The organism is Streptomyces sp. NPDC005483, from assembly GCF_040606035.1.
In the GTDB taxonomy this organism is placed as follows: Bacteria; Actinomycetota; Actinomycetes; order Streptomycetales; family Streptomycetaceae; genus Streptomyces.
This window is the reverse complement of sequence record NZ_JBEXEA010000008.1, coordinates 165,926-185,135: the sequence shown is the minus strand read 5'-3', so window position 1 is coordinate 185,135 and position 19,210 is coordinate 165,926. Positions and strand designations below refer to the sequence as shown.

Here is a 19,210-nt window from a genome sequence, read left to right as displayed (position 1 = left end):
TAGGTTGCACCCATGAGCGAGGATGTACGACTGGTCGCCTGGGTGCGAGGACGCGTCCAAGGTGTGGGTTTCCGCTGGTTCACGCGGGCCAAGGCCCTCGAGATCGGTGGCCTGAGTGGTTTTGCTCTCAATCTGGACGACGGACGCGTGCAAGTGGTCGCGGAGGGACCGCCCAAGGACTGTCAGGGACTCCTCGACTGGCTCCTGGGTGACGACACGCCCGGCCGTGTCGACGGCGTCACCGAGATCTGGGACACACCTCGCGGGGGTTACGACGGCTTCGCCATCCGATGAGCCGTTTCTGTAAAACGGCCCAGGCGGCAGCGGAGGGACATGCCACGGGCACCTGCCGGAAGCAGAAAGGCGCTGGTGGTTGCCAAGAACCCCGTGTCGTGGCAGGCTCCGCAGCTAAGAATGATCGTCACGCCCCCGGGGTCCCGAGGGAGCCGCAGCGCCGCCGTTCTCAGGCCGCGCCGGCGAGGGTTGCCACCAATACGGGGCGTGATCGTGTTGACCGTCAAACTTTTTGGTGAGACGCTGAAAGCACCCCGCGCACCTTAGCTGTTTGGCATGGAAGAACGGCAGCACGAACTAAAAAGTGTCAAGCACCGCGGGTGCGAATCCCTCACGACCCACACCGCTTCGGTCGGTCACTCAGTGTGGAGGACCATCCATCATGGCAAAGGCGCTTCTCGGTTACGTCGGCGGCTCGGACCCTCGACTCCTCGCCGAGATGCGACGGCTCCAGCAGCGCGTCCAGGACCTGGAATCCGAGCTCGTACGGATCCAGGCGGAGAACGACGCGCTCGCGGCTGCCGCTTCTCACGACAGGATCATGGAGAGCATCGACGCACACCAGGCGGAGCCTGCGCTCACCTGATCACTGCATCGCTACACGACAGCTCACGCAGTGGTCCGGGCGGCCCGTATCAACCGCTAACCGGTATCAATCGCTAAGTTGTCAGAGTTTGCAAGGGACGCTTCGGCGTCCCTTCTTTCTTTCCCCCGTGCACCCTTTCACTCTCTTAACGTTTGGTGTGCCCTCCACGTTCAACGGTGAAACCGCGGGCAACAGCGCGTTCATGGAGTGAGACACCCCCGGAAGGTAGAGTCCAGCGCCGTGCACCTCAAGGCCCTGACCCTCCGAGGGTTCAAGTCGTTCGCCTCGGCGACCACGCTCCGGTTCGAGCCGGGGATCACATGTGTGGTCGGTCCGAACGGCTCGGGCAAGTCCAATGTCGTGGACGCGCTCAGCTGGGTCATGGGTGAGCAGGGCGCCAAGTCGCTGCGCGGCGGCAAGATGGAGGACGTCATCTTCGCGGGCACCACCGGGCGCCCGCCGCTGGGCCGCGCCGAGGTGTCCCTGACCATCGACAACTCCGACGGGGCCCTGCCCATCGAGTACGCCGAGGTCACCATCACGCGGATCATGTTCCGCAACGGCGGCAGCGAGTACCAGATCAACGGCGACACCTGCCGTCTCCTCGACATCCAGGAACTCCTGTCCGACTCCGGCATCGGCCGCGAGATGCACGTGATCGTCGGCCAGGGCCAGCTCGACTCCGTCCTGCACGCGGATCCGACGGGCCGCCGCGCCTTCATCGAGGAGGCCGCCGGCGTCCTCAAGCACCGCAAGCGCAAGGAGAAGGCGCTGCGCAAGCTGGACGCGATGCAGGCCAACCTCGCACGCGTGCAGGACCTCACCGACGAACTCCGGCGCCAGCTCAAGCCGCTCGGCCGGCAGGCCGCGGTCGCCCGCCGGGCCGCCGTCATCCAGGCCGACCTGCGCGACGCCCGCCTCCGGCTGCTCGCCGACGATCTCGTACGACTGCGGCAGGCGCTCCAGGCCGAGGTCGCGGACGAGGCCGCGCTGAAGGAGCGCAAGGAGAGCGCCGAGCAGGAACTGAAGAAGGCGCTCCAGCGCGAGGCCCTGCTGGAGGACGAGGTACGGCAGCTCACGCCCCGGCTCCAGCGCGCCCAGCAGACCTGGTACGAGCTCTCCCAGCTCGCCGAGCGGGTGCGCGGCACGATCTCGCTGGCCGACGCGCGCGTGAAGAGCGCGACCTCGGCGCCGCCCGAGGAACGGCGGGGCCGTGACCCCGAGGACATGGAACGTGAGGCCGCCCGCATCCGGGAGCAGGAGGCCGAGCTGGAGGCCGCCCTGGAGGCGGCCGAGCACGCACTGGAGGACACGGTCGCGCACCGCGCCGAGCTGGAGCGCGCGCTCACCCAGGAGGAACGGCGTCTGAAGGACGTCGCCCGGGCCATCGCCGACCGCCGCGAGGGCCTCGCCCGCCTGAGCGGCCAGGTCAACGCGGCCCGTTCCCGCGCCGCCTCTGCCCAGGCCGAGATCGACCGCCTCGCCGCCGCCCGGGACGAGGCCCAGGAACGCGCCGTAGCCGCGCAGGAGGAGTACGAGGCGCTGAGGGCCGAGGTCGACGGCCTGGACGCGGGCGACGCGGAGCTGGCGGAGCAGCACGAGGCGGCCAAGCGGCAGCTCGCCGAGGCGGAGGCCGCACTGACCGCCGCCCGTGAGGCGGTCACGGCTGCGGAACGCCGACGCGCGGCGACCCAGGCTCGCCACGATGCGCTGGCGATGGGGTTGAGGAGGAAGGACGGCACGGGCGCCCTGCTGGGAGCGAAGGACCGCCTCACCGGCCTGCTGGGCCCGGCGGCGGAACTGCTGACGGTGACGCCCGGCCACGAGGTGGCGCTGGCGGCGGCTTTCGGAGCGGCGGCGGACGCGCTGGCGGTGACCTCGCCTTCGGCGGCGGCGGAAGCGATCCGCATGCTGCGGAAGCAGGACGGAGGCAGAGCGTCACTGCTGGTCGCCGGGGAGTCGGACCGACCCAGGGGCGCGGGGCTGAATCAATCTGCGGCTCCGCCGCGGGGCGCGACCGGCCACGACGGACCCGCGGACGCCACACATCACCACGCCACACATCACCACGCGGCAGATCTCGTCCGCGCCCCCTCCGACCTCATGCCCGCCGTAAGACGACTCCTCCACGGCATCGTCGTCGTCAACACCCTCGAAGACGCCGAAGACCTCGTCTACGCCAACCCCCACCTCACCGCCGTCACCGCCGAAGGCGACCTCCTCGGCGCCCACTTCGCCCACGGTGGCTCCGCGGGCGCCCCCAGCCTCCTCGAAGTACAGGCCTCCGTAGACCAGGCAGCCGCCGAACTCGAAGAGCTGGCCGTGCAGTGCGAGGAACTCACCGAAGCCCAGCACACCGCAGTCGAGCGCCGTAAGACATGCGCCGCCCTGGTCGAGCAACTGGGAGAGCAGCGCAGGGCCGCCGACCGTGAGAAGTCCTCCGTGGCCCAGCAGCTCGGCCGCCTCGCCGGCCAGGCGAAGGGCGCCGCCGGTGAGGCCGAGCGGTCCACGGCCGCGGCCGCCCGCGCGCAGGAGTCGCTGGAGAGGGCGCTCGAAGAAGTCGAGGAACTCGCCGAACGCCTCGCGGTCGCCGAGGAGATGCCGGTGGAGGAGGAGCCCGACACGTCGGTACGGGACCGTCTCGCCGCTGACGGCGCCAACGCCCGCCAGACCGAGATGGAGGCCCGCCTCCAGGTCCGTACCCATGAAGAGCGGGTCAAGGGGCTCGCCGGCCGTGCCGACTCCCTCGACCGGGCCGCCCGCGCGGAGCGAGACGCACGCGCGCGTGCCGAGCAGCGGCGGGCCCGGCTGCGGCACGAGGCCGCCGTGGCCGAGGCGGTCGCCTCCGGTGCGCGGCAGCTGCTCGCGCACGTCGAGGTGTCCCTCGCGCGCGCGGACGCGGAGCGGACCGCCGCGGAGGCCGCCAAGGCGCTGCGGGAACGCGAGTTGACCGCCGCGCGCAGCACCGGCCGCGACCTCAAGGCCGAGCTCGACAAGCTGACCGACTCCGTCCACCGGGGCGAGGTGCTCGGCGCCGAGAAGCGGATGCGGATCGAGCAGTTGGAGACCAAGGCGCTGGAGGAGCTGGGTGTCGAACCGGCGGGGCTCGTCGACGAGTACGGCCCCCACCAGCTGGTGCCGCCCTCTCCGCCCGCCGAGGGCGAGGAGCTGCCCGAGGACCCGGAGCATCCGCGCAACCTGCCGAAGCAGTTCCACCGGGCCGAGCAGGAGAAGCGGCTCAAGGCGGCCGAGCGGGCCTACCAGCAGCTCGGCAAGATCAATCCGCTCGCGCTGGAGGAGTTCGCGGCGCTGGAGGAGCGGCACAAGTTCCTCAGTGAGCAGCTGGAGGACCTGAAGAAGACCCGCGCCGATCTGCTTCAGGTGGTGAAGGAGGTCGACGAGCGCGTCGAGCAGGTCTTCACCGAGGCATACCGGGACACGGCCCGCCAGTTCGAGGGCGTCTTCAGCCGGCTCTTCCCGGGCGGGGAGGGGCGGCTCATCCTCACCGACCCTGACAACATGCTCACCACGGGTGTGGACGTCGAGGCGCGGCCGCCGGGCAAGAAGGTCAAGCGGCTCAGCCTGCTCTCCGGTGGCGAGCGGTCCCTCACGGCCGTAGCTTTGCTGGTGTCGATCTTCAAGGCGCGGCCCAGCCCGTTCTACGTCATGGACGAGGTCGAGGCCGCCCTCGACGACACCAACCTCCAGCGGCTGATCCGCATCATGCAGGAGCTGCAGGAGGCCTCGCAGCTCATCGTGATCACGCACCAGAAGCGGACCATGGAGGTCGCCGACGCGCTGTACGGCGTGTCCATGCAGGGCGACGGGGTATCGAAGGTCATCAGCCAGCGGCTGCGCTGACCTCCTCTGACTTCAAGAAGTGAACGTATGTGGCGGTGGCATGTCTAAGTTCTCACATTTCACCGCGTTTGAATTTGATACTTGAAGGCATAAGGTCAGCAACGTTGGATTTACCTTCAGGTACCACCTATCTGGGGGCTGACCACACCGACAGCGTTGCCGGTGGCCCGAGGAGTAAACGTGACCAGCACAGCACAGGCATCCGAACCAGGAGCCCGGACGGCTCATCCCGATCATCTCGGGCACGTCATCTTCATCGCGGCGGCGGCCGCGATGGGCGGATTCCTCTTCGGCTATGACAGCTCCGTGATCAACGGCGCGGTCGAGGCCATCCGGGGCCGCTACGACATCGGCTCCGCGGCCCTCGCGCAGGTCATCGCCATCGCCCTGATCGGCTGTGCCATCGGTGCGGCGACCGCCGGACGCATCGCCGACCGCATCGGCCGTATCCGGTGCATGCAGATCTCGGCCGTCCTCTTCACCATCAGCGCCGTCGGCTCGGCGCTCCCCTTCGCGCTGTACGACCTCGCCTTCTGGCGGATCGTCGGCGGCTTCGCCATCGGCATGGCCTCGGTCATCGGCCCCGCCTACATCGCCGAGGTCGCCCCGCCGGCCTACCGCGGCCGGCTCGGCTCCTTCCAGCAGGCCGCCATCGTCATCGGCATCGCGATCTCGCAGCTGGTCAACTGGGGTCTGCTGAACGCCGCCGGCGGTGACCAGCGCGGCGAACTGATGGGCCTGGAGGCCTGGCAGGTCATGCTCGGCGTCATGGTGATCCCGGCCGTCCTCTACGGCCTGCTCTCCTTCGCCATCCCCGAGTCCCCGCGCTTTCTGATCTCCGTCGGCAAGCACGAGCGTGCCAAGGAGATCCTCGCGGAGGTCGAGGGCGACAAGATCGACCTCGACGCCCGCGTCTCGGAGATCGAGCACGCCATGAAGAGCGAGCACAAGTCGACCTTCAAGGACCTGCTCGGCGGCTCCTTCCTCTTCAAGCCGATCGTCTGGGTCGGCATCGGCCTGTCGGTCTTCCAGCAGTTCGTCGGCATCAACGTCGCGTTCTACTACTCCTCGACGCTGTGGCAGTCGGTCGGTGTCGACCCGACGGACTCGTTCTTCTACTCCTTCACGACGTCGATCATCAACATCGTCGGCACCGTGATCGCGATGATCTTCGTGGACCGCATCGGCCGCCGTCCGCTCGCCCTGATCGGTTCGGTCGGCATGGTGATCGGTCTGGCGCTGGAGGCCTGGGCCTTCTCCTTCGACCTGGTCGACGGCAAACTGCCGGCCGCGCAGGGCTGGACCGCGCTGATCGCCGCCCATGTGTTCGTGCTCTTCTTCGCCCTGTCCTGGGGTGTGGTCGTCTGGGTCTTCCTCGGCGAGATGTTCCCGAACCGGATCCGGGCCGCCGCCCTCGGTGTGGCCGCGTCCGCGCAGTGGATCGCCAACTGGGCCATCACCGCGAGCTTCCCGTCGCTGGCCGACTGGAACCTGTCCTTCACCTACGTGATCTACACGGTCTTCGCCGCGCTCTCCATCCCGTTCGTCCTCAAGTACGTCAAGGAGACGAAGGGCAAGGCGCTGGAGGAGATGGGCTGAGGGCCCGCACAGTCCCGGGGGGAAGGGCCCCTACCCCGCTGCCCCTCTCCCCGTACCACCCGTCGCCCCCGGTCCGGCAACCGCCGGGACCGGGGGCGACGGTGTGGTGCGCGGGCGTCACCAGATGAGGACGCCGCCGCCGATCTCCAGGGCCTTGCGGATGCTCTCCTCGATGATCCGCAGCCGGGTGTCGATGTTGTCCCGGTGCTCCTCGATGGTCCGCGGCCGCTGCGTGCCGTGGGCTACCTCGTCGAGCCGGGAGCGCAGCAGCTCCACCTCGCTCCGGAACTCCGGCACGTCCTCGGCCTCGACATAGAGGTCGCCTGAGGCCAGCACCGGCAGGAAGCGCGCACCGAGCGAGCGCACGAACTCCGAGCCCCACACCGTCGTACGCCACGACTCGAAGCCGCCGGACTGGTACACCCCCTCCGGCACGTCGAGTATCCGCACCTTGCCGTCCGGCTCCCGGACGAACACTTCCACCAACAGGCTCATGGGGTCAGTGGATCACCGCTGCCCCCGACCGGGCCACCGGTTATCGCCGCAGGTCAGCCGCCCAGTGCCGGAAGCACCTGTTCCGCGAACAGTCGCAGGCTCCGCCACCCCTCCTCCACCGGCATCCCGCCCGCCAGTGGATGCAGGACGAGGTTGTCGAGCCCCTGCTCCACACACTCCTCGGGTGTGAGGATCCGGTACACGCCCTCCGCGCGCAGTTCCTCCACCGACGTGGCCGCCGACCGCACCGCCGAGCGGATGTCGCCGGACTGCCAGGAGGCGTAGGTCCGGGCCTCGTGGAGGAAGTGCTCCCCGTGCCGTGTCCAGACCTCGTCCGGGTTCTCGGCGATGTGCAGCAACGGCGTCTCGGCCGTCGGCATCATGGTCCAGCCCTCGGTGCCGTACTCGACGAGCCGCTCCTTGTAGTACGCCTCCAGCTCCGGCAGATGCGCGCTGGGGAAGAAGGGGAGGCCCAGGCGGGCGGCCCGGCGGGCGGCGGCCTGGGAGGAGCCGCCGACCAGGAGGAGGGGGTGCGGGTCGGTGAAGGGGCGCGGGGTGACCCGTACCGTACGGCCCCGGTACTCGAACTCCTCGCCGGTCCAGGCCTTGAGGAGGGTCTCCAGGAGCTCGTCCTGCAGGCGGCCCCGACGCCGCCACTCCACGTCGAACAGGGCGTACTCCTCGGGGCGGTACCCGATCCCGGCGACCGTCACCAGCCGGCCTCCGCTCAGCAGGTCCAGTACGGCTATCTCCTCGGCCAGGCGGAGCGGGTCGTGCAGCGGGCCGATCACAGCGGAGACGGTGACCGCGATCCTGCGCGTCGCGCCGAACACCGCGCCCGCGAAGGCGAACGGCGACGGCAGCCAGTTGTCGTCGACGCCGTGGTGCTCCTCGGTCTGCACGGTGGTGACCCCGTGCTCGTCGGCGTAGGCGGCCATGTCCAGGGCGGCCCGGTAGCGGGCGCTGAGTGAGGAGGGCGTCGCGCCGGGCTCGACGAGGTTGAAACGGACGACCGTGACGGGCATGAGGAGCCCCCCTTCGTGTGTGGAGGGGGACGATAGCTGACGGTACGTCAGGTGGCCAGGGAGATGACTTCTTGTTTCCAGGGGTTGTGGCAACTCACGTCATGAGCTGCCACAACCCCTGTGTGCGCTTCACGCACGGTACCGGTCCGGTCCGGATACTGGACGGGTTGTGACTCCGCCCCGTGGGGCTTCTCGCCGACGTGAAGTCGAGCGACGGGCCAGCCCGGCCCGCAGAGGCGTACCCCCTGAGCTGGTAACGAACGGTCTGCTGGGAGGTCACGCATACTGGGTGCGTTATGGAAACCGTCATCCTTGCTGTAGTCATCGCCGTGGTCGTGCTCGGTGTGCTCGGCGGGCTCGTCGTCGGCAGCCGACGCAAGAAGCCGCTGCCCCCGCCGCCCCCTTCCGCGCCCGACATCACCGCCCCTCCGGCCGAGCCGCATGTCGGCGACGAGGCCGAGACGCCGCGCGACGAACCGCGCCGGACCATAGAGGAGGTCGATCTCCCGGACGGCTCGGCGCCGCCCGTCACAGAAGAGCTCCCCCCGACCGAGATCGAGATCCCGGAGCCCACCGCCGGACGTCTGGTCCGACTGCGCACCCGGCTCTCCCGCTCGCAGAACGCGCTCGGCAAGGGACTGCTCACACTCCTGTCGCGCGAGCACCTCGACGACGACACCTGGGAGGAGATCGAGGACACCCTCCTCACCGCCGACGTCGGCGTCGCCCCCACCCAGGAACTGGTCGACGGACTGCGCGAGCGGGTGAAGGTGCTCGGCACCCGGACCCCCGACGAACTGCGCGGGCTGCTGCGCGCGGAACTGCTCAAGCTGGTCGGCACCGAGGTCGACCGCACGGTGCGGACCGAGCCCGAGGAGCGCAAGCCGGGCATCGTGATGGTCGTCGGGGTCAACGGCACCGGCAAGACCACCACCACCGGCAAGCTCGCGCGCGTGCTCGTGGCCGACGGGCGGACCGTCGTCCTGGGCGCAGCCGACACCTTCCGGGCCGCCGCCGCCGACCAGCTCCAGACCTGGGGCGAACGGGTGGGCGCCTACACCGTGCGCGGGCCCGAGGGCGGTGACCCCGCCTCCGTGGCCTTCGACGCGGTGAAGGAGGGCAAGGAGATGGGGGTCGACGTGGTCCTCATCGACACCGCGGGCCGCCTGCACACCAAGACCGGTCTCATGGACGAGCTCGGCAAGGTCAAGCGGGTCGTCGAGAAGCACGCCCCGCTCGACGAGGTGCTGCTGGTGCTGGACGCCACGACCGGGCAGAACGGCCTGGTGCAGGCCCGCGTCTTCGCCGAGGTCGTCGACATCACCGGCATCGTCCTGACCAAGCTGGACGGCACCGCCAAGGGCGGCATCGTGGTCGCGGTCCAGCGTGAGCTGGGCGTACCGGTCAAGCTGATCGGACTCGGAGAGGGCGCGGACGACCTGGCGCCCTTCGAGCCGGAAGCGTTCGTGGACGCGCTGATCGGGGACTGAGACGCCGTACCCGCGGCACGCACGCGAAGAAGCGCCCGCCCCCGAGGTGCAGTCGGGGACGGGCGCTTCGCTGTGTACGTCGTACGTCTACGCCCGCCACCGGTGGGCCACATAGGCGAGCGTCCCCAGCAGCAGCCTCGCCGCCGGCGGTTTCGTCGCCGTGTCCAGAGAAGGCGGCCGCAGCCACCGCACCGACCCCAGGCCGCCCCGGTCCGACGGCGGAGCCGTGATGTATGTGCCGGGGCCCAGGCCGCGCAGGTCGAGGGAGGCGGCGTCGTCCCAGCCCATGCGGTAGAGCAGTTCGGTCAGGTCGGACGCGGCGCCGGGGGCGACGAAGAACTGGGCGCGGCCCTCGGGGGTCGCGGTCACCGGGCCGAGGGGCAGGCCCATGCGCTCCAGGCGGACCAGGGCACGGCGCCCGGCCGACTCGGCGACCTCGATGACGTCGAAGGCGCGGCCGACCTGCAGCATCACCGAGGCGCCGGGGAACTCGGACCACGCCTTGGTCACGTCGTCGAGCGTGGCCCCGGCCGGGACGGGGGGCGCGAAGTCGAGGGGATGGGCGCCGGGGTGACGGCAGTCCGCACGGCCGCAGGAGCAGGCGCCGGCCGAAGCCCGCGCGCCCGGGACGACGTCCCAGCCCCAGAGTCCGGTGAACTCGGCGACGGCGGTGCACTCCGAGGAGCGGCCGCGCCTGCGCGTACCGGAACGAATCTCCCGAATGCCGCCGATCGTGAAGCCCATGCCCCCTCCAACGGGTCCAGCGCGCCGGTGGTTACGAGGCGGACGCGACCAGTCACTCTCCGTTGCTCCTCCCGGGCGATGGTGGCGTCCGGAAGTGTCCCGGGTGGTGCGCTGGGTCATGTGCGCCCCTGAGTGCACCGTTCCGCCCACTGCGCTCGGTCTATGTCAAGTGAATCGTGTGGAGGCGACACTGAGTTCATTCGAAGGGGTGGCGAATGGTGGCGTTTCCGGGATCGCCATGGCAGGACGCGTGATCGTAGGATTACGTTGAGTGCACGAGTCCTGGGGGCACATGCACTTGTGGGTATGCCGGAGGCAAGTCGGTTCCCCGTTCGAAGGCTGACAACCGCCGGACGAACGGCCGTATTTACCGGCATTCTGTTAAGGCTTGGCGCACTCGGCGACAAGTGGTCTCAGGGATGGGGGCGTTCCAGTGGGCGGCAACAGCGGAAGCGGGACGGGCGCCGGGAGCGCCGCGCAGAGCTCCTCTCAGCCCGACAAGCGCCCCAACGAGCTGCTCACCTCCTGGTTCGTGCGCAGCGGCTGGTCGAAGGGTGAGCTCGCCCGCCAGGTCAACCGCAGAGCCCGCCAGTTGGGCGCCAACCACATCTCCACGGACACCTCGCGGGTGCGCCGCTGGCTGGACGGCGAGAACCCCCGCGAACCCATCCCCAAAATCCTGTCCGAGCTGTTCTCCGAGCGCTTCGGATGCGTCGTCTCCGTCGAGGACCTAGGACTGCGCGCCGCCCGCCAGTCACCGTCCACGACCGGCGTCGACCTGCCCTGGACGGGCCCGCAGACCGTGGCCCTGCTCAGCGAGTTCTCGCGCAGCGACCTCATGCTGGCGCGGCGCGGCTTCCTCGGGAGCTCGCTGGCCCTGTCGGCGGGCCCGTCCCTCATCGAGCCCATGCAGCGCTGGCTGGTCCCCGGTCCCGCCGCCACCCCGCACCGCGAGCCCGACCCCGCCGCCTCCCGGCGCGTCGGCCGGCTCTCCAGGCCGGAGCTCGAGCTCCTCGAATCGACGACCGTGATGTTCCGCCAGTGGGACGCCCAGTGCGGCGGCGGCCTGCGCCGCAAGGCCGTCGTCGGCCAGCTGCACGAGGTGACGGACCTCCTCCAGGAACCCCAGCCCGAGACCACCACCCGCAAGCTGTTCAAGGTCGCCGCGGAGCTGGCCGAGCTGGCGGGCTGGATGTCGTACGACGTGGGTCTCCAGCCCACCGCCCAGAAGTACTTCGTCCTCGCCCTGCACGCGGCCAAGGAGGCCGGCGACAAGCCGCTCGGCTCCTATGTGCTGTCCAGCATGAGCCGTCAGATGATCCACCTCGGGCGACCGGAGGACGCCCTGGAGCTGATCCACCTCGCGCAGTACGGCAGCCGTGACTGTGCGAGCCCGCGCACCCAGTCCATGCTGTATGCGATGGAGGCCCGCGCCTACGCCAACATGGGCCAGCCCGGCAAGTGCAAGCGGGCGGTCCGGATGGCCGAGGACACCTTCGCCGACGCGGACGAGTGGGACGAGCCGGACCCCGACTGGATCCGCTTCTTCTCCGAGGCCGAGCTGTACGGCGAGAACTCCCACTCCTACCGGGACCTGGCCTACGTCGCCGGTCGCAGCCCGACCTACGCCTCGCTGTCCGAGCCCCTCATGCAGCGGGCGGTGGAGCTCTTCTCCGGGGACGGCGAGCACCAGCGGTCGTACGCACTCAATCTCGTCGGCATGGCCACGGTGCATCTGCTGCGGCGGGAGCCCGAGCAGAGCGCCGTACTGGTGGAACAGGCCATGCACATCGCCAAGAAGGTCCGCTCCGAGCGCGTCAACACTCGTATTCGAAAGACGGTCGACACGGCTGTACGCGATTTCGGTGATCTCGCCGAGGTCGTGGATCTCACCGCCAAGCTCGCCGTGGAACTCCCGGAGACCGCGGAAGCCGTCTGAATCCCCGGAACCCCGGCCGCGGCCGGCCCTCCCGAACTGCCCGACTCGGCTCCCCCATGCCAGGTCATCGGAAGGCCGGCCGCGGCCGGTTTGACTCCTTGAGCGAAGGTTGCGCCACGATAACGATCGGCGCGGCCCAAATCTGCCAGTTCATCGACGCGTAACACGCAAGGCATCTTCGTCACGGCGGCGAAACAACGAGGGGCTTCCACCGAAACCGCGCTGCGCGAATCTCATGGCGCATAACCGGCCCACCCCTCATATCCGCTCTGGCTTCCCGCACGGGGCCGTACCTACGACGAGGAGACGCCGATGGCACCAGCCATCACGCTCGCCGCAGACAAGCTGTCTGTGGCGAACACAGGCTTCATGTTGATCTGTTCCGCCCTGGTGCTGATCATGACCCCGGGTCTTGCCTTCTTCTACGGAGGCATGGTCCGCGTCAAGAGCACCCTCAACATGCTGATGATGAGCTTCATCAGCATGGGTATCGTCACCATCCTGTGGGTGCTCTACGGCTTCTCCATGTCGTTCGGTACGGACCACGGCTCGCTCGTCGGCTGGGAGAACGACTTCTTCGGCTGGACGGGCATCGACAAGGGCGACATCTGGTCCGGGTACACGATCCCGGTCTTCGCCTTCGCGGTCTTCCAGATGATGTTCGCCATCATCACGCCCGCTCTGATAAGCGGTGCCCTCGCCGACCGCGTGAAGTTCAGCGCGTGGTCGCTGTTCGTCGTCCTGTGGGCGACGGTCGTCTACTTCCCGGTCGCGCACTGGGTCTGGGGCACCGGCGGCTGGGCCTTCGAACTCGGTGTGATCGACTTCGCCGGTGGTACCGCGGTCCACATCAACGCGGGTGCCGCGGCGCTCGGCGTGATCCTGGTCATCGGCAAGCGCGTCGGCTTCAAGCGTGACCCGATGCGCCCGCACAGCCTCCCGCTGGTCATGCTCGGTGCCGGTCTGCTCTGGTTCGGCTGGTTCGGCTTCAACGCCGGCTCGTGGCTGGGCAACGACGACGGCGTCGGCTCGCTGATGTTCGTCAACACCCAGATCGCCACCGCGGCCGCCATGCTCGCCTGGCTCCTCTACGAGAAGATCCGCCACGGCGCGTTCACCACGCTGGGCGCCGCCTCCGGCGCGGTCGCCGGTCTGGTCGCCATCACCCCGTCCGGTGGTGCGATCACCCCGATCGGCGCGATCTGCATCGGCGCCATCGCCGGTGTCGCTTGCGCCGCGGCCGTCGGTCTGAAGTACCGCTTCAACTACGACGACTCCCTGGACGTCGTCGGTGTCCACATGGTCGGCGGTGTCATCGGCTCCCTGCTGATCGGCTTCTTCGCCAGCGGCAAGGGCCAGTCCGACGTCAAGGGCCTCTTCTACGGCGGCGGCCTGGACCAGTTCTGGAAGCAGTGCGCCGGTGTCTTCGCGGTGCTCGCCTACTCCCTGATCGCCTCCGCGATCCTCGCCTTCCTCCTCGACAAGACCATCGGTATGCGGGTCAGTGAGGACGACGAGGTCTCCGGTATCGACCAGGCCGAGCACGCCGAGACCGCATACGACTTCAGCGGTGCCGGTGGCGGCGCCGCCCGGACCTCCGCCACGGCCCCGACCGCCGACGCGGGCAAGAAGGTGGACGCATGAAGCTCATCACCGCCGTCGTCAAGCCGCACCGGCTCGACGAGATCAAGGAAGCCCTTCAGGCATTCGGGGTCCACGGCCTGACGGTCACCGAGGCGAGCGGTTACGGTCGTCAGCGGGGCCACACCGAGGTCTACCGCGGTGCCGAGTACACCGTGGACCTGGTCCCGAAGATCCGCATCGAGGTCCTCGCCGAGGACGACGACGCCGAGCAGCTGATCGACGTCATCGTCAAGGCTGCCCGCACCGGGAAGATCGGTGACGGCAAGGTCTGGTCCCTGCCGGTCGAGACCGCGGTACGGGTCAGGACGGGCGAGCGCGGCCCGGACGCGCTCTGACCGAAGAACAGAACAGGAGCTGCTGGGTGACGAGCACGAACGTGCACAAGGACGTAGAGGACTCGGGACCCAGCGGCTATGCGGCGGCCCGGCTGCGCCTCCTCCAGGAGGGGGCGCGGTCCGGGCCGCCGCGCCGTTCCGCCCTCGCCGAACTGACCGACGACTGGCTCTCGGGACTCTTCGCCGCGGGCTCCGAGCAGCCGCGCGGGGTCTCCCTGATCGCCGTCGGCGGCTACGGCCGCGGCGAGCTGTCGCCCCGCAGCGACCTGGACCTGGTCCTGCTGCACGACGGCAGCGACCCGGGCGCGGTCGCCGCCCTGGCCGACCGGATCTGGTACCCGGTGTGGGACCTGGGCCTCGCCCTCGACCACTCCGTGCGCACGCCCGCCGAGGCCCGCAAGACGGCCGCGGAGGATCTGAAGGTCCAGCTCGGCCTCCTGGACGCCCGCCACATCGCCGGTGACCTGGGGCTGACGGCGGGACTGCGTACGGCCGTCCTCGCCGACTGGCGCAACCAGGCCCCCAAGCGCCTCCCCGAACTCCAGGAACTGTGCGCCGAGCGCGCCGAGCGCCAGGGCGAACTGCAGTACCTGCTCGAACCCGATCTCAAAGAGGCCCGCGGCGGACTCCGGGACGCCACAGCCCTGCGCGCCGTCGCCGCCTCCTGGCTGGCCGACGCGCCGCGCGAGGGCCTCGACGACGCCCGGCGCCGGCTGCTCGACGTCCGGGACGCCCTGCACCTGGCCACGGGCCGCGCGACCGACCGGCTCGCGCTCCAGGAACAGGACCAGGTCGCCGCCGAACTCGGCCTGCTCGACGCCGACACCCTGCTGCGGCAGGTCTACGAGGCCGCGCGGGTCATCTCGTACGCCAGTGACGTCACCTGGCGTGAGGTGGGGCGCGTGCTCAGGTCGCGCGCCGTGCGGCCGCGTCTGCGGGCCATGCTCGGGGGCGGCAAGCCGGTGGCCGAGAGATCACCCCTGGCGGAGGGGGTCGTCGAGCAGGACGGCGAGGTGGTGCTCGCCCGTGCCGCGCGCCCCGACCGCGACCCCGTGCTCCCGCTGCGCGCCGCGGCCGCCGCAGCCCAGGCCGGACTCCCGCTCTCCCTGCACGCCGTGCGGCGCATGGCGGCCGGAGTACGCCCGCTGCCCACGCCCTGGCCCGCCGAGGCCCGCGAACAGCTCGTGACCCTGCTCGGCTCGGGGCAGCCCACCATCGAGGTCTGGGAGGCACTGGAGGCCGAGGGGCTGATCACCCAGATGCTGCCCGACTGGGAGCGGGTGCGCTGCCGCCCGCAGCGCAACGCCGTGCACATCTGGACCGTCGACCGGCACCTGATCGAGACGGCCGTGCGCGCCTCGGAGTTCACCCGGCGCGTGCACCGCCCCGACCTGCTGCTCGTCGCCGCGCTGCTGCACGACATCGGCAAGGGCTGGCCCGGCGACCACTCGGTGGCCGGCGAGATCATCGCCAAGGACGTCGCCGCGCGCATCGGCTTCGACCGCGACGATGTCGCCGTACTCTCCACCCTCGTACGGCACCACCTGCTGCTCGTGGAGACCGCCACGCGGCGTGACCTGGAGGACCCGGCCACCGTGCGCTCGGTCGCCGACGCGGTCCGGTCGCAGGGCACGCTGGAGCTGCTGCACGCGCTGACCGAGGCGGACGCCCTGGCCACCGGGCCGGCCGCCTGGTCGTCCTGGCGGGGCTCGCTCGTCGCCGATCTGGTCAAGCGGGTGGCCGCGGTGCTCGCCGGGGACGACCTCGACGAGCCCGAGGCCGCCGCGCCCACCGCCGAGCAGGAGCGGCTCGCCATCGAGGCGATCGCGACCGGCGGCCCGGTGCTGTCCCTGCGCGCGCAGACCGAGGCGCCCGTGGACGCCCAGCCCTCGGGCGACCCGGAACCGCTCGGTGTGGAGCTCGTGATCGCCGTACCGGACCAGCCGGGCGTGCTGCCCGCGGTCGCCGGAGTGCTGGCCGTGCACCGGCTGACCGTCCGTACCGCGGAGCTGAGCGCCCAGGACCTGCCCGACGGCGTCGAGGGTTCCGTGCTCCTGCTGAACTGGCGGGTCGCCGCCCAGTACGGCTCGCTGCCCCAGGCGGCCCGGCTGCGCGCCGATCTCGTACGGGCCCTGGACGGGTCGCTGGACATCGCCGGGCGCCTCGCCGAGCGGGACGCCGCCTACCCCAGGCGCCGGGGTGTCGTCGCGCCCGCCGCCCGCGTGACGGTCGCCCCGGCGGCCTCCCGGCACGCCACGGTGATCGAGGTGCGCGCCCAGGACGCCCCCGGGCTGCTGTTCCGTATCGGACAGGCGCTGGAGGATGCCGGGGTGCGGATGCGCAGCGCACATGTGTCGACGCTGGGCGCCAACGCGGTGGACGCCTTCTACGTCACCGACGGCAAGGGCGCCCCGCTCGGGGCCGGCGAAGCGGCTTCCGTGGCCCGGAAGCTGGAGGAGACCCTGCGGGGCTGACCGGGGGATCCCGGCCACGCGTGTCGCCGGGATACCCTGGAGGGCGATTCCCAGCTGCCACCGACCCCGAGGACCGCGAGCGCCGTGTTCGATACTCTTTCCGATCGCCTCTCAGCGACTTTCAAGAACCTGCGCGGCAAGGGACGGCTCTCCGAGGCGGACATCGACGCCACCGCGCGGGAGATCCGTATCGCGCTCCTCGAGGCGGACGTGGCCCTGCCGGTCGTCCGGTCGTTCATCAAGAACGTCAAGGAGCGCGCCCTCGGTGCCGACGTCTCCCGGGCACTGAACCCCGCCCAGCAGGTCCTGAAGATCGTGAACGAGGAGCTCGTCACGATCCTCGGCGGCGAGACCCGGCGCCTCAGGTTCGCCAAGAACCCGCCCACCGTGATCATGCTGGCGGGTCTCCAGGGTGCCGGTAAGACCACCCTCGCGGGCAAGCTCGGCCACTGGCTGAAGGAGCAGGGCCACTCGCCGCTGCTCGTCGCCGCCGACCTCCAGCGCCCCAACGCCGTCAACCAGTTGAGCGTCGTCGCCGAGCGCGCCGGGGTCGCGGTCTACGCCCCCGAGCCGGGCAACGGCGTCGGTGACCCGGTCAAGGTCGCCAAGGACTCCATCGAGCACGCCAAGGCGAAGGTCCACGACATCGTGATCGTGGACACCGCCGGCCGACTCGGTATCGACGCCGAGCTGATGCAGCAGGCCGCGGACATCCGCGACGCCGTCTCGCCCGACGAGATCCTCTTCGTCGTCGACGCGATGATCGGCCAGGACGCGGTCAACACCGCCGAGGCCTTCCGTGACGGCGTCGGCTTCGACGGCGTGGTGCTCTCCAAGCTCGACGGTGACGCCCGCGGTGGTGCGGCCCTGTCGATCCGCCAGATCACCGGCAAGCCGATCATGTTCGCCTCGAACGGCGAGAAGCTCGGCGACTTCGACGCCTTCCACCCTGACCGGATGGCCTCCCGCATCCTCGACATGGGTGACCTGCTCACCCTGATCGAGCAGGCGGAGAAGACGTTCAGTCAGGAAGAGGCCGAGAAGATGGCCTCCAAGCTGGCGTCCAAGAAGGGCCAGGACTTCACCCTGGACGACTTCCTGGCCCAGATGGAACAGGTCCGGAAGATGGGCAGCATCTCCAAGCTGCTCGGCATGCTCCCGGGCATGGGCCAGATCAAGGACCAGATCAACAACCTCGACGAGCGGGACGTCGACCGCACCGCCGCGATCATCAAGTCGATGACCCCGGCCGAGCGCGCCGACGCCACGATCATCAACGGCTCGCGCCGCGCCCGTATCGCCAAGGGTTCCGGCGTCGAGGTCAGCGCGGTCAAGAACCTCGTCGAGCGGTTCTTCGAGGCCCGCAAGATGATGTCCCGCATGGCTCAGGGCGGCGGGATGCCGGGTATGCCCGGGATGCCGGGCATGGGTGGCGGTCCCGGTCGCGCCAAGAAGCAGGCGAAGAAGGCCAAGGGCAAGCAGCGCTCCGGCAACCCGATGAAGCGCAAGCAGCAGGAGGCCGAGGAGGCCGCGCGCAAGGCCGCCCAGGCCGGCAGCGCCTTCGGTGTGCCCGGCCAGCAGGCCCCGCAGGACTTCGAGCTGCCGGACGAGTTCAAGAAGTTCATGGGCTGACGGCTGTGCTGAGCGGCTCCACGCCGAGCCCGTTCGTACGTCGCCGGGGGCGCCCCTCCACTCATGGTGGGGCGCCCCCGTGCGTTCCCGCAGGTACCGACCAGCCCGTCGCCGGGGTCACCCGGCTGCACAAGGAGACCTAGGGAACCCTCGCGACCAGGTACCGGAAGACGTTCGGCATCCACACCGTGCCGTCCCGGCGCTGATACGGATGCAGGGCCTCCGTCACCTCCTTGTCCACCTGCGCCTGGTCGGTCACCTCGATGGCCGCGTCGAAGAGCCCGGTCGACAGCAGCCCCCTGAGCGCGCTGTCGAGGTCGGCGTAGCCGAAGGGGCACGAAACCCGCCCCGAGCCGTCCGGCTCCAGGCCGGCCCGCTGGGCGACCTCCTCGAGATCGTCGCGCCGGGCCGGGCGCCAACTGCCCGTGCTGCGCAGCGGATCCGTCAGCTTGGTGGCCACCCGAAGTACGGCCGACGTGGCGCACCGCTCCGGCGGACCCCAGCCGGCGAGCGCCACGGTCGCCCCCCGCTCGGCGAGCGGTGTCGCCGAGGCGAGAAGGTCGCCGAGCCCCTCCGAGTCGCCCGCGAGACACCCGATCGGCTCGAAGGCCGTCACGAGGGTGTACGGGGCGGTCTTGGCGCCGACGGCGTCCACTGGCGTGCCCTCGACGAGCCGGGTGCCGGCCCGCGCGCGCGTGCCGGACGCCTCCGGCAGCAGCCGCTCCCGCGCGAGCGCCAGGCGTTCGGGGGAGGAGGGCTCGACACCGGCGACCGCGGCGCCTCTGGAGGCCGCCATCAGCAGGGCGAGCCCGCTGCCGCAGCCAAGGGCCAGCAGCCGCGTCGCGGGGCCCACTTCCAGTCGCTCGTAGACGGCCTCGTACAGCGGAACCAGCATCCGCTCCTGGATCTCGGACCAGTCACGCGCGCGTGCACCGAGGTCCCGACGGGATGTTCCTCCTGTCGTAGGCAGGTGCTGCCGCACGAGCGTAGGTGTCATGGATAAGCGCCCCAATCCGCCGAGAGTTGACTTGGTGCCCGATTCCGTAGCCCCCGTGACGTGCGCGCGCAGTTCCCCCGTATGCCAGGTAACTC

At 70.2% G+C, this 19,210-nt stretch carries 14 protein-coding genes; 10 read left to right on the top strand and 4 right to left on the bottom strand.

Annotated elements, in window-relative coordinates:
- The first annotated feature begins 12 nt into the window (after nt 1-12).
- The 4 genes from ABZT06_RS17600 to ABZT06_RS17585 all read left to right on the top strand — a co-directional run bounded on the left by ABZT06_RS17600 (nt 13) and on the right by ABZT06_RS17585 (nt 6,340).
- Nucleotides 13-294 (top strand): acylphosphatase, encoded by a 282-nt coding sequence (locus ABZT06_RS17600; RefSeq protein WP_355741155.1) that lies wholly within the window; start codon nt 13-15, stop codon nt 292-294.
- 382 nt (nt 295-676) lie between these two features.
- Nucleotides 677-880: a hypothetical protein gene (locus tag ABZT06_RS17595; RefSeq protein ID WP_016432419.1), complete on the top strand. Its 204-nt coding sequence runs from the start codon at nt 677-679 to the stop codon at nt 878-880.
- Between the two features lie 240 nt (nt 881-1,120).
- Nucleotides 1,121-4,741: a chromosome segregation protein SMC gene (smc, locus tag ABZT06_RS17590; protein ID WP_355741152.1), complete on the top strand. Its 3,621-nt coding sequence runs from the start codon at nt 1,121-1,123 to the stop codon at nt 4,739-4,741.
- A 180-nt stretch (nt 4,742-4,921) separates the two neighbouring features.
- The gene (locus ABZT06_RS17585; RefSeq protein ID WP_355741150.1) at nt 4,922-6,340 is read left to right on the top strand and encodes a sugar porter family MFS transporter; all 1,419 of its coding nucleotides are present in this window, start codon (nt 4,922-4,924) and stop codon (nt 6,338-6,340) included.
- 117 nt (nt 6,341-6,457) lie between these two features.
- Here ABZT06_RS17585 and ABZT06_RS17580 read toward each other — a convergent pair whose 3' ends face one another.
- Nucleotides 6,458-6,835 carry a hypothetical protein gene (locus tag ABZT06_RS17580; RefSeq protein WP_355741148.1) on the bottom strand — a complete coding sequence of 126 codons (378 nt, stop codon included), beginning with the start codon at nt 6,833-6,835 and terminating at the stop codon, nt 6,458-6,460.
- A gap of 53 nt (nt 6,836-6,888) precedes the next feature.
- Nucleotides 6,889-7,860: an LLM class flavin-dependent oxidoreductase gene (locus ABZT06_RS17575; protein ID WP_355741146.1), complete on the bottom strand. Its 972-nt coding sequence runs from the start codon at nt 7,858-7,860 to the stop codon at nt 6,889-6,891.
- Between the two features lie 296 nt (nt 7,861-8,156).
- Between ABZT06_RS17575 and ftsY the strand changes: the two genes are divergently transcribed.
- Nucleotides 8,157-9,350, top strand: a complete 1,194-nt coding sequence (ftsY, locus tag ABZT06_RS17570; RefSeq protein WP_355741144.1) for a signal recognition particle-docking protein FtsY — start codon at nt 8,157-8,159, stop codon at nt 9,348-9,350.
- A gap of 87 nt (nt 9,351-9,437) precedes the next feature.
- Here ftsY and ABZT06_RS17565 read toward each other — a convergent pair whose 3' ends face one another.
- Entirely contained in the window at nt 9,438-10,094 is a 657-nt protein-coding gene (locus tag ABZT06_RS17565; protein WP_355741142.1) for a bifunctional DNA primase/polymerase, read from the bottom strand.
- Between the two features lie 433 nt (nt 10,095-10,527).
- Between ABZT06_RS17565 and ABZT06_RS17560 the strand changes: the two genes are divergently transcribed.
- From ABZT06_RS17560 to ffh, 5 genes are all read left to right on the top strand, one after another.
- Entirely contained in the window at nt 10,528-12,033 is a 1,506-nt protein-coding gene (locus ABZT06_RS17560) for a hypothetical protein (protein ID WP_355741140.1), read from the top strand.
- Between the two features lie 312 nt (nt 12,034-12,345).
- Nucleotides 12,346-13,677: an ammonium transporter gene (locus ABZT06_RS17555; RefSeq protein ID WP_355741138.1), complete on the top strand. Its 1,332-nt coding sequence runs from the start codon at nt 12,346-12,348 to the stop codon at nt 13,675-13,677.
- Nucleotides 13,674-14,012, top strand: a complete 339-nt coding sequence (locus tag ABZT06_RS17550; protein WP_003997576.1) for a P-II family nitrogen regulator — start codon at nt 13,674-13,676, stop codon at nt 14,010-14,012. Before ABZT06_RS17555 ends, ABZT06_RS17550 begins: the two co-directional genes overlap by 4 nt.
- Nucleotides 14,013-14,038: 26 nt before the next feature.
- Nucleotides 14,039-16,486, top strand: coding sequence for a [protein-PII] uridylyltransferase (locus ABZT06_RS17545; protein WP_355741136.1), 2,448 nt, complete (start codon nt 14,039-14,041; stop codon nt 16,484-16,486).
- Between the two features lie 84 nt (nt 16,487-16,570).
- Nucleotides 16,571-18,118, top strand: a complete 1,548-nt coding sequence (gene ffh, locus ABZT06_RS17540; protein WP_355741134.1) for a signal recognition particle protein — start codon at nt 16,571-16,573, stop codon at nt 18,116-18,118.
- Nucleotides 18,119-18,257: 139 nt separating this feature from the next.
- Here the strand turns inward: ffh and ABZT06_RS17535 are convergent, their stop codons facing one another.
- Nucleotides 18,258-19,115: an SAM-dependent methyltransferase gene (locus ABZT06_RS17535; RefSeq protein WP_355741132.1), complete on the bottom strand. Its 858-nt coding sequence runs from the start codon at nt 19,113-19,115 to the stop codon at nt 18,258-18,260.
- Nucleotides 19,116-19,210: the final 95 nt, after the last annotated feature.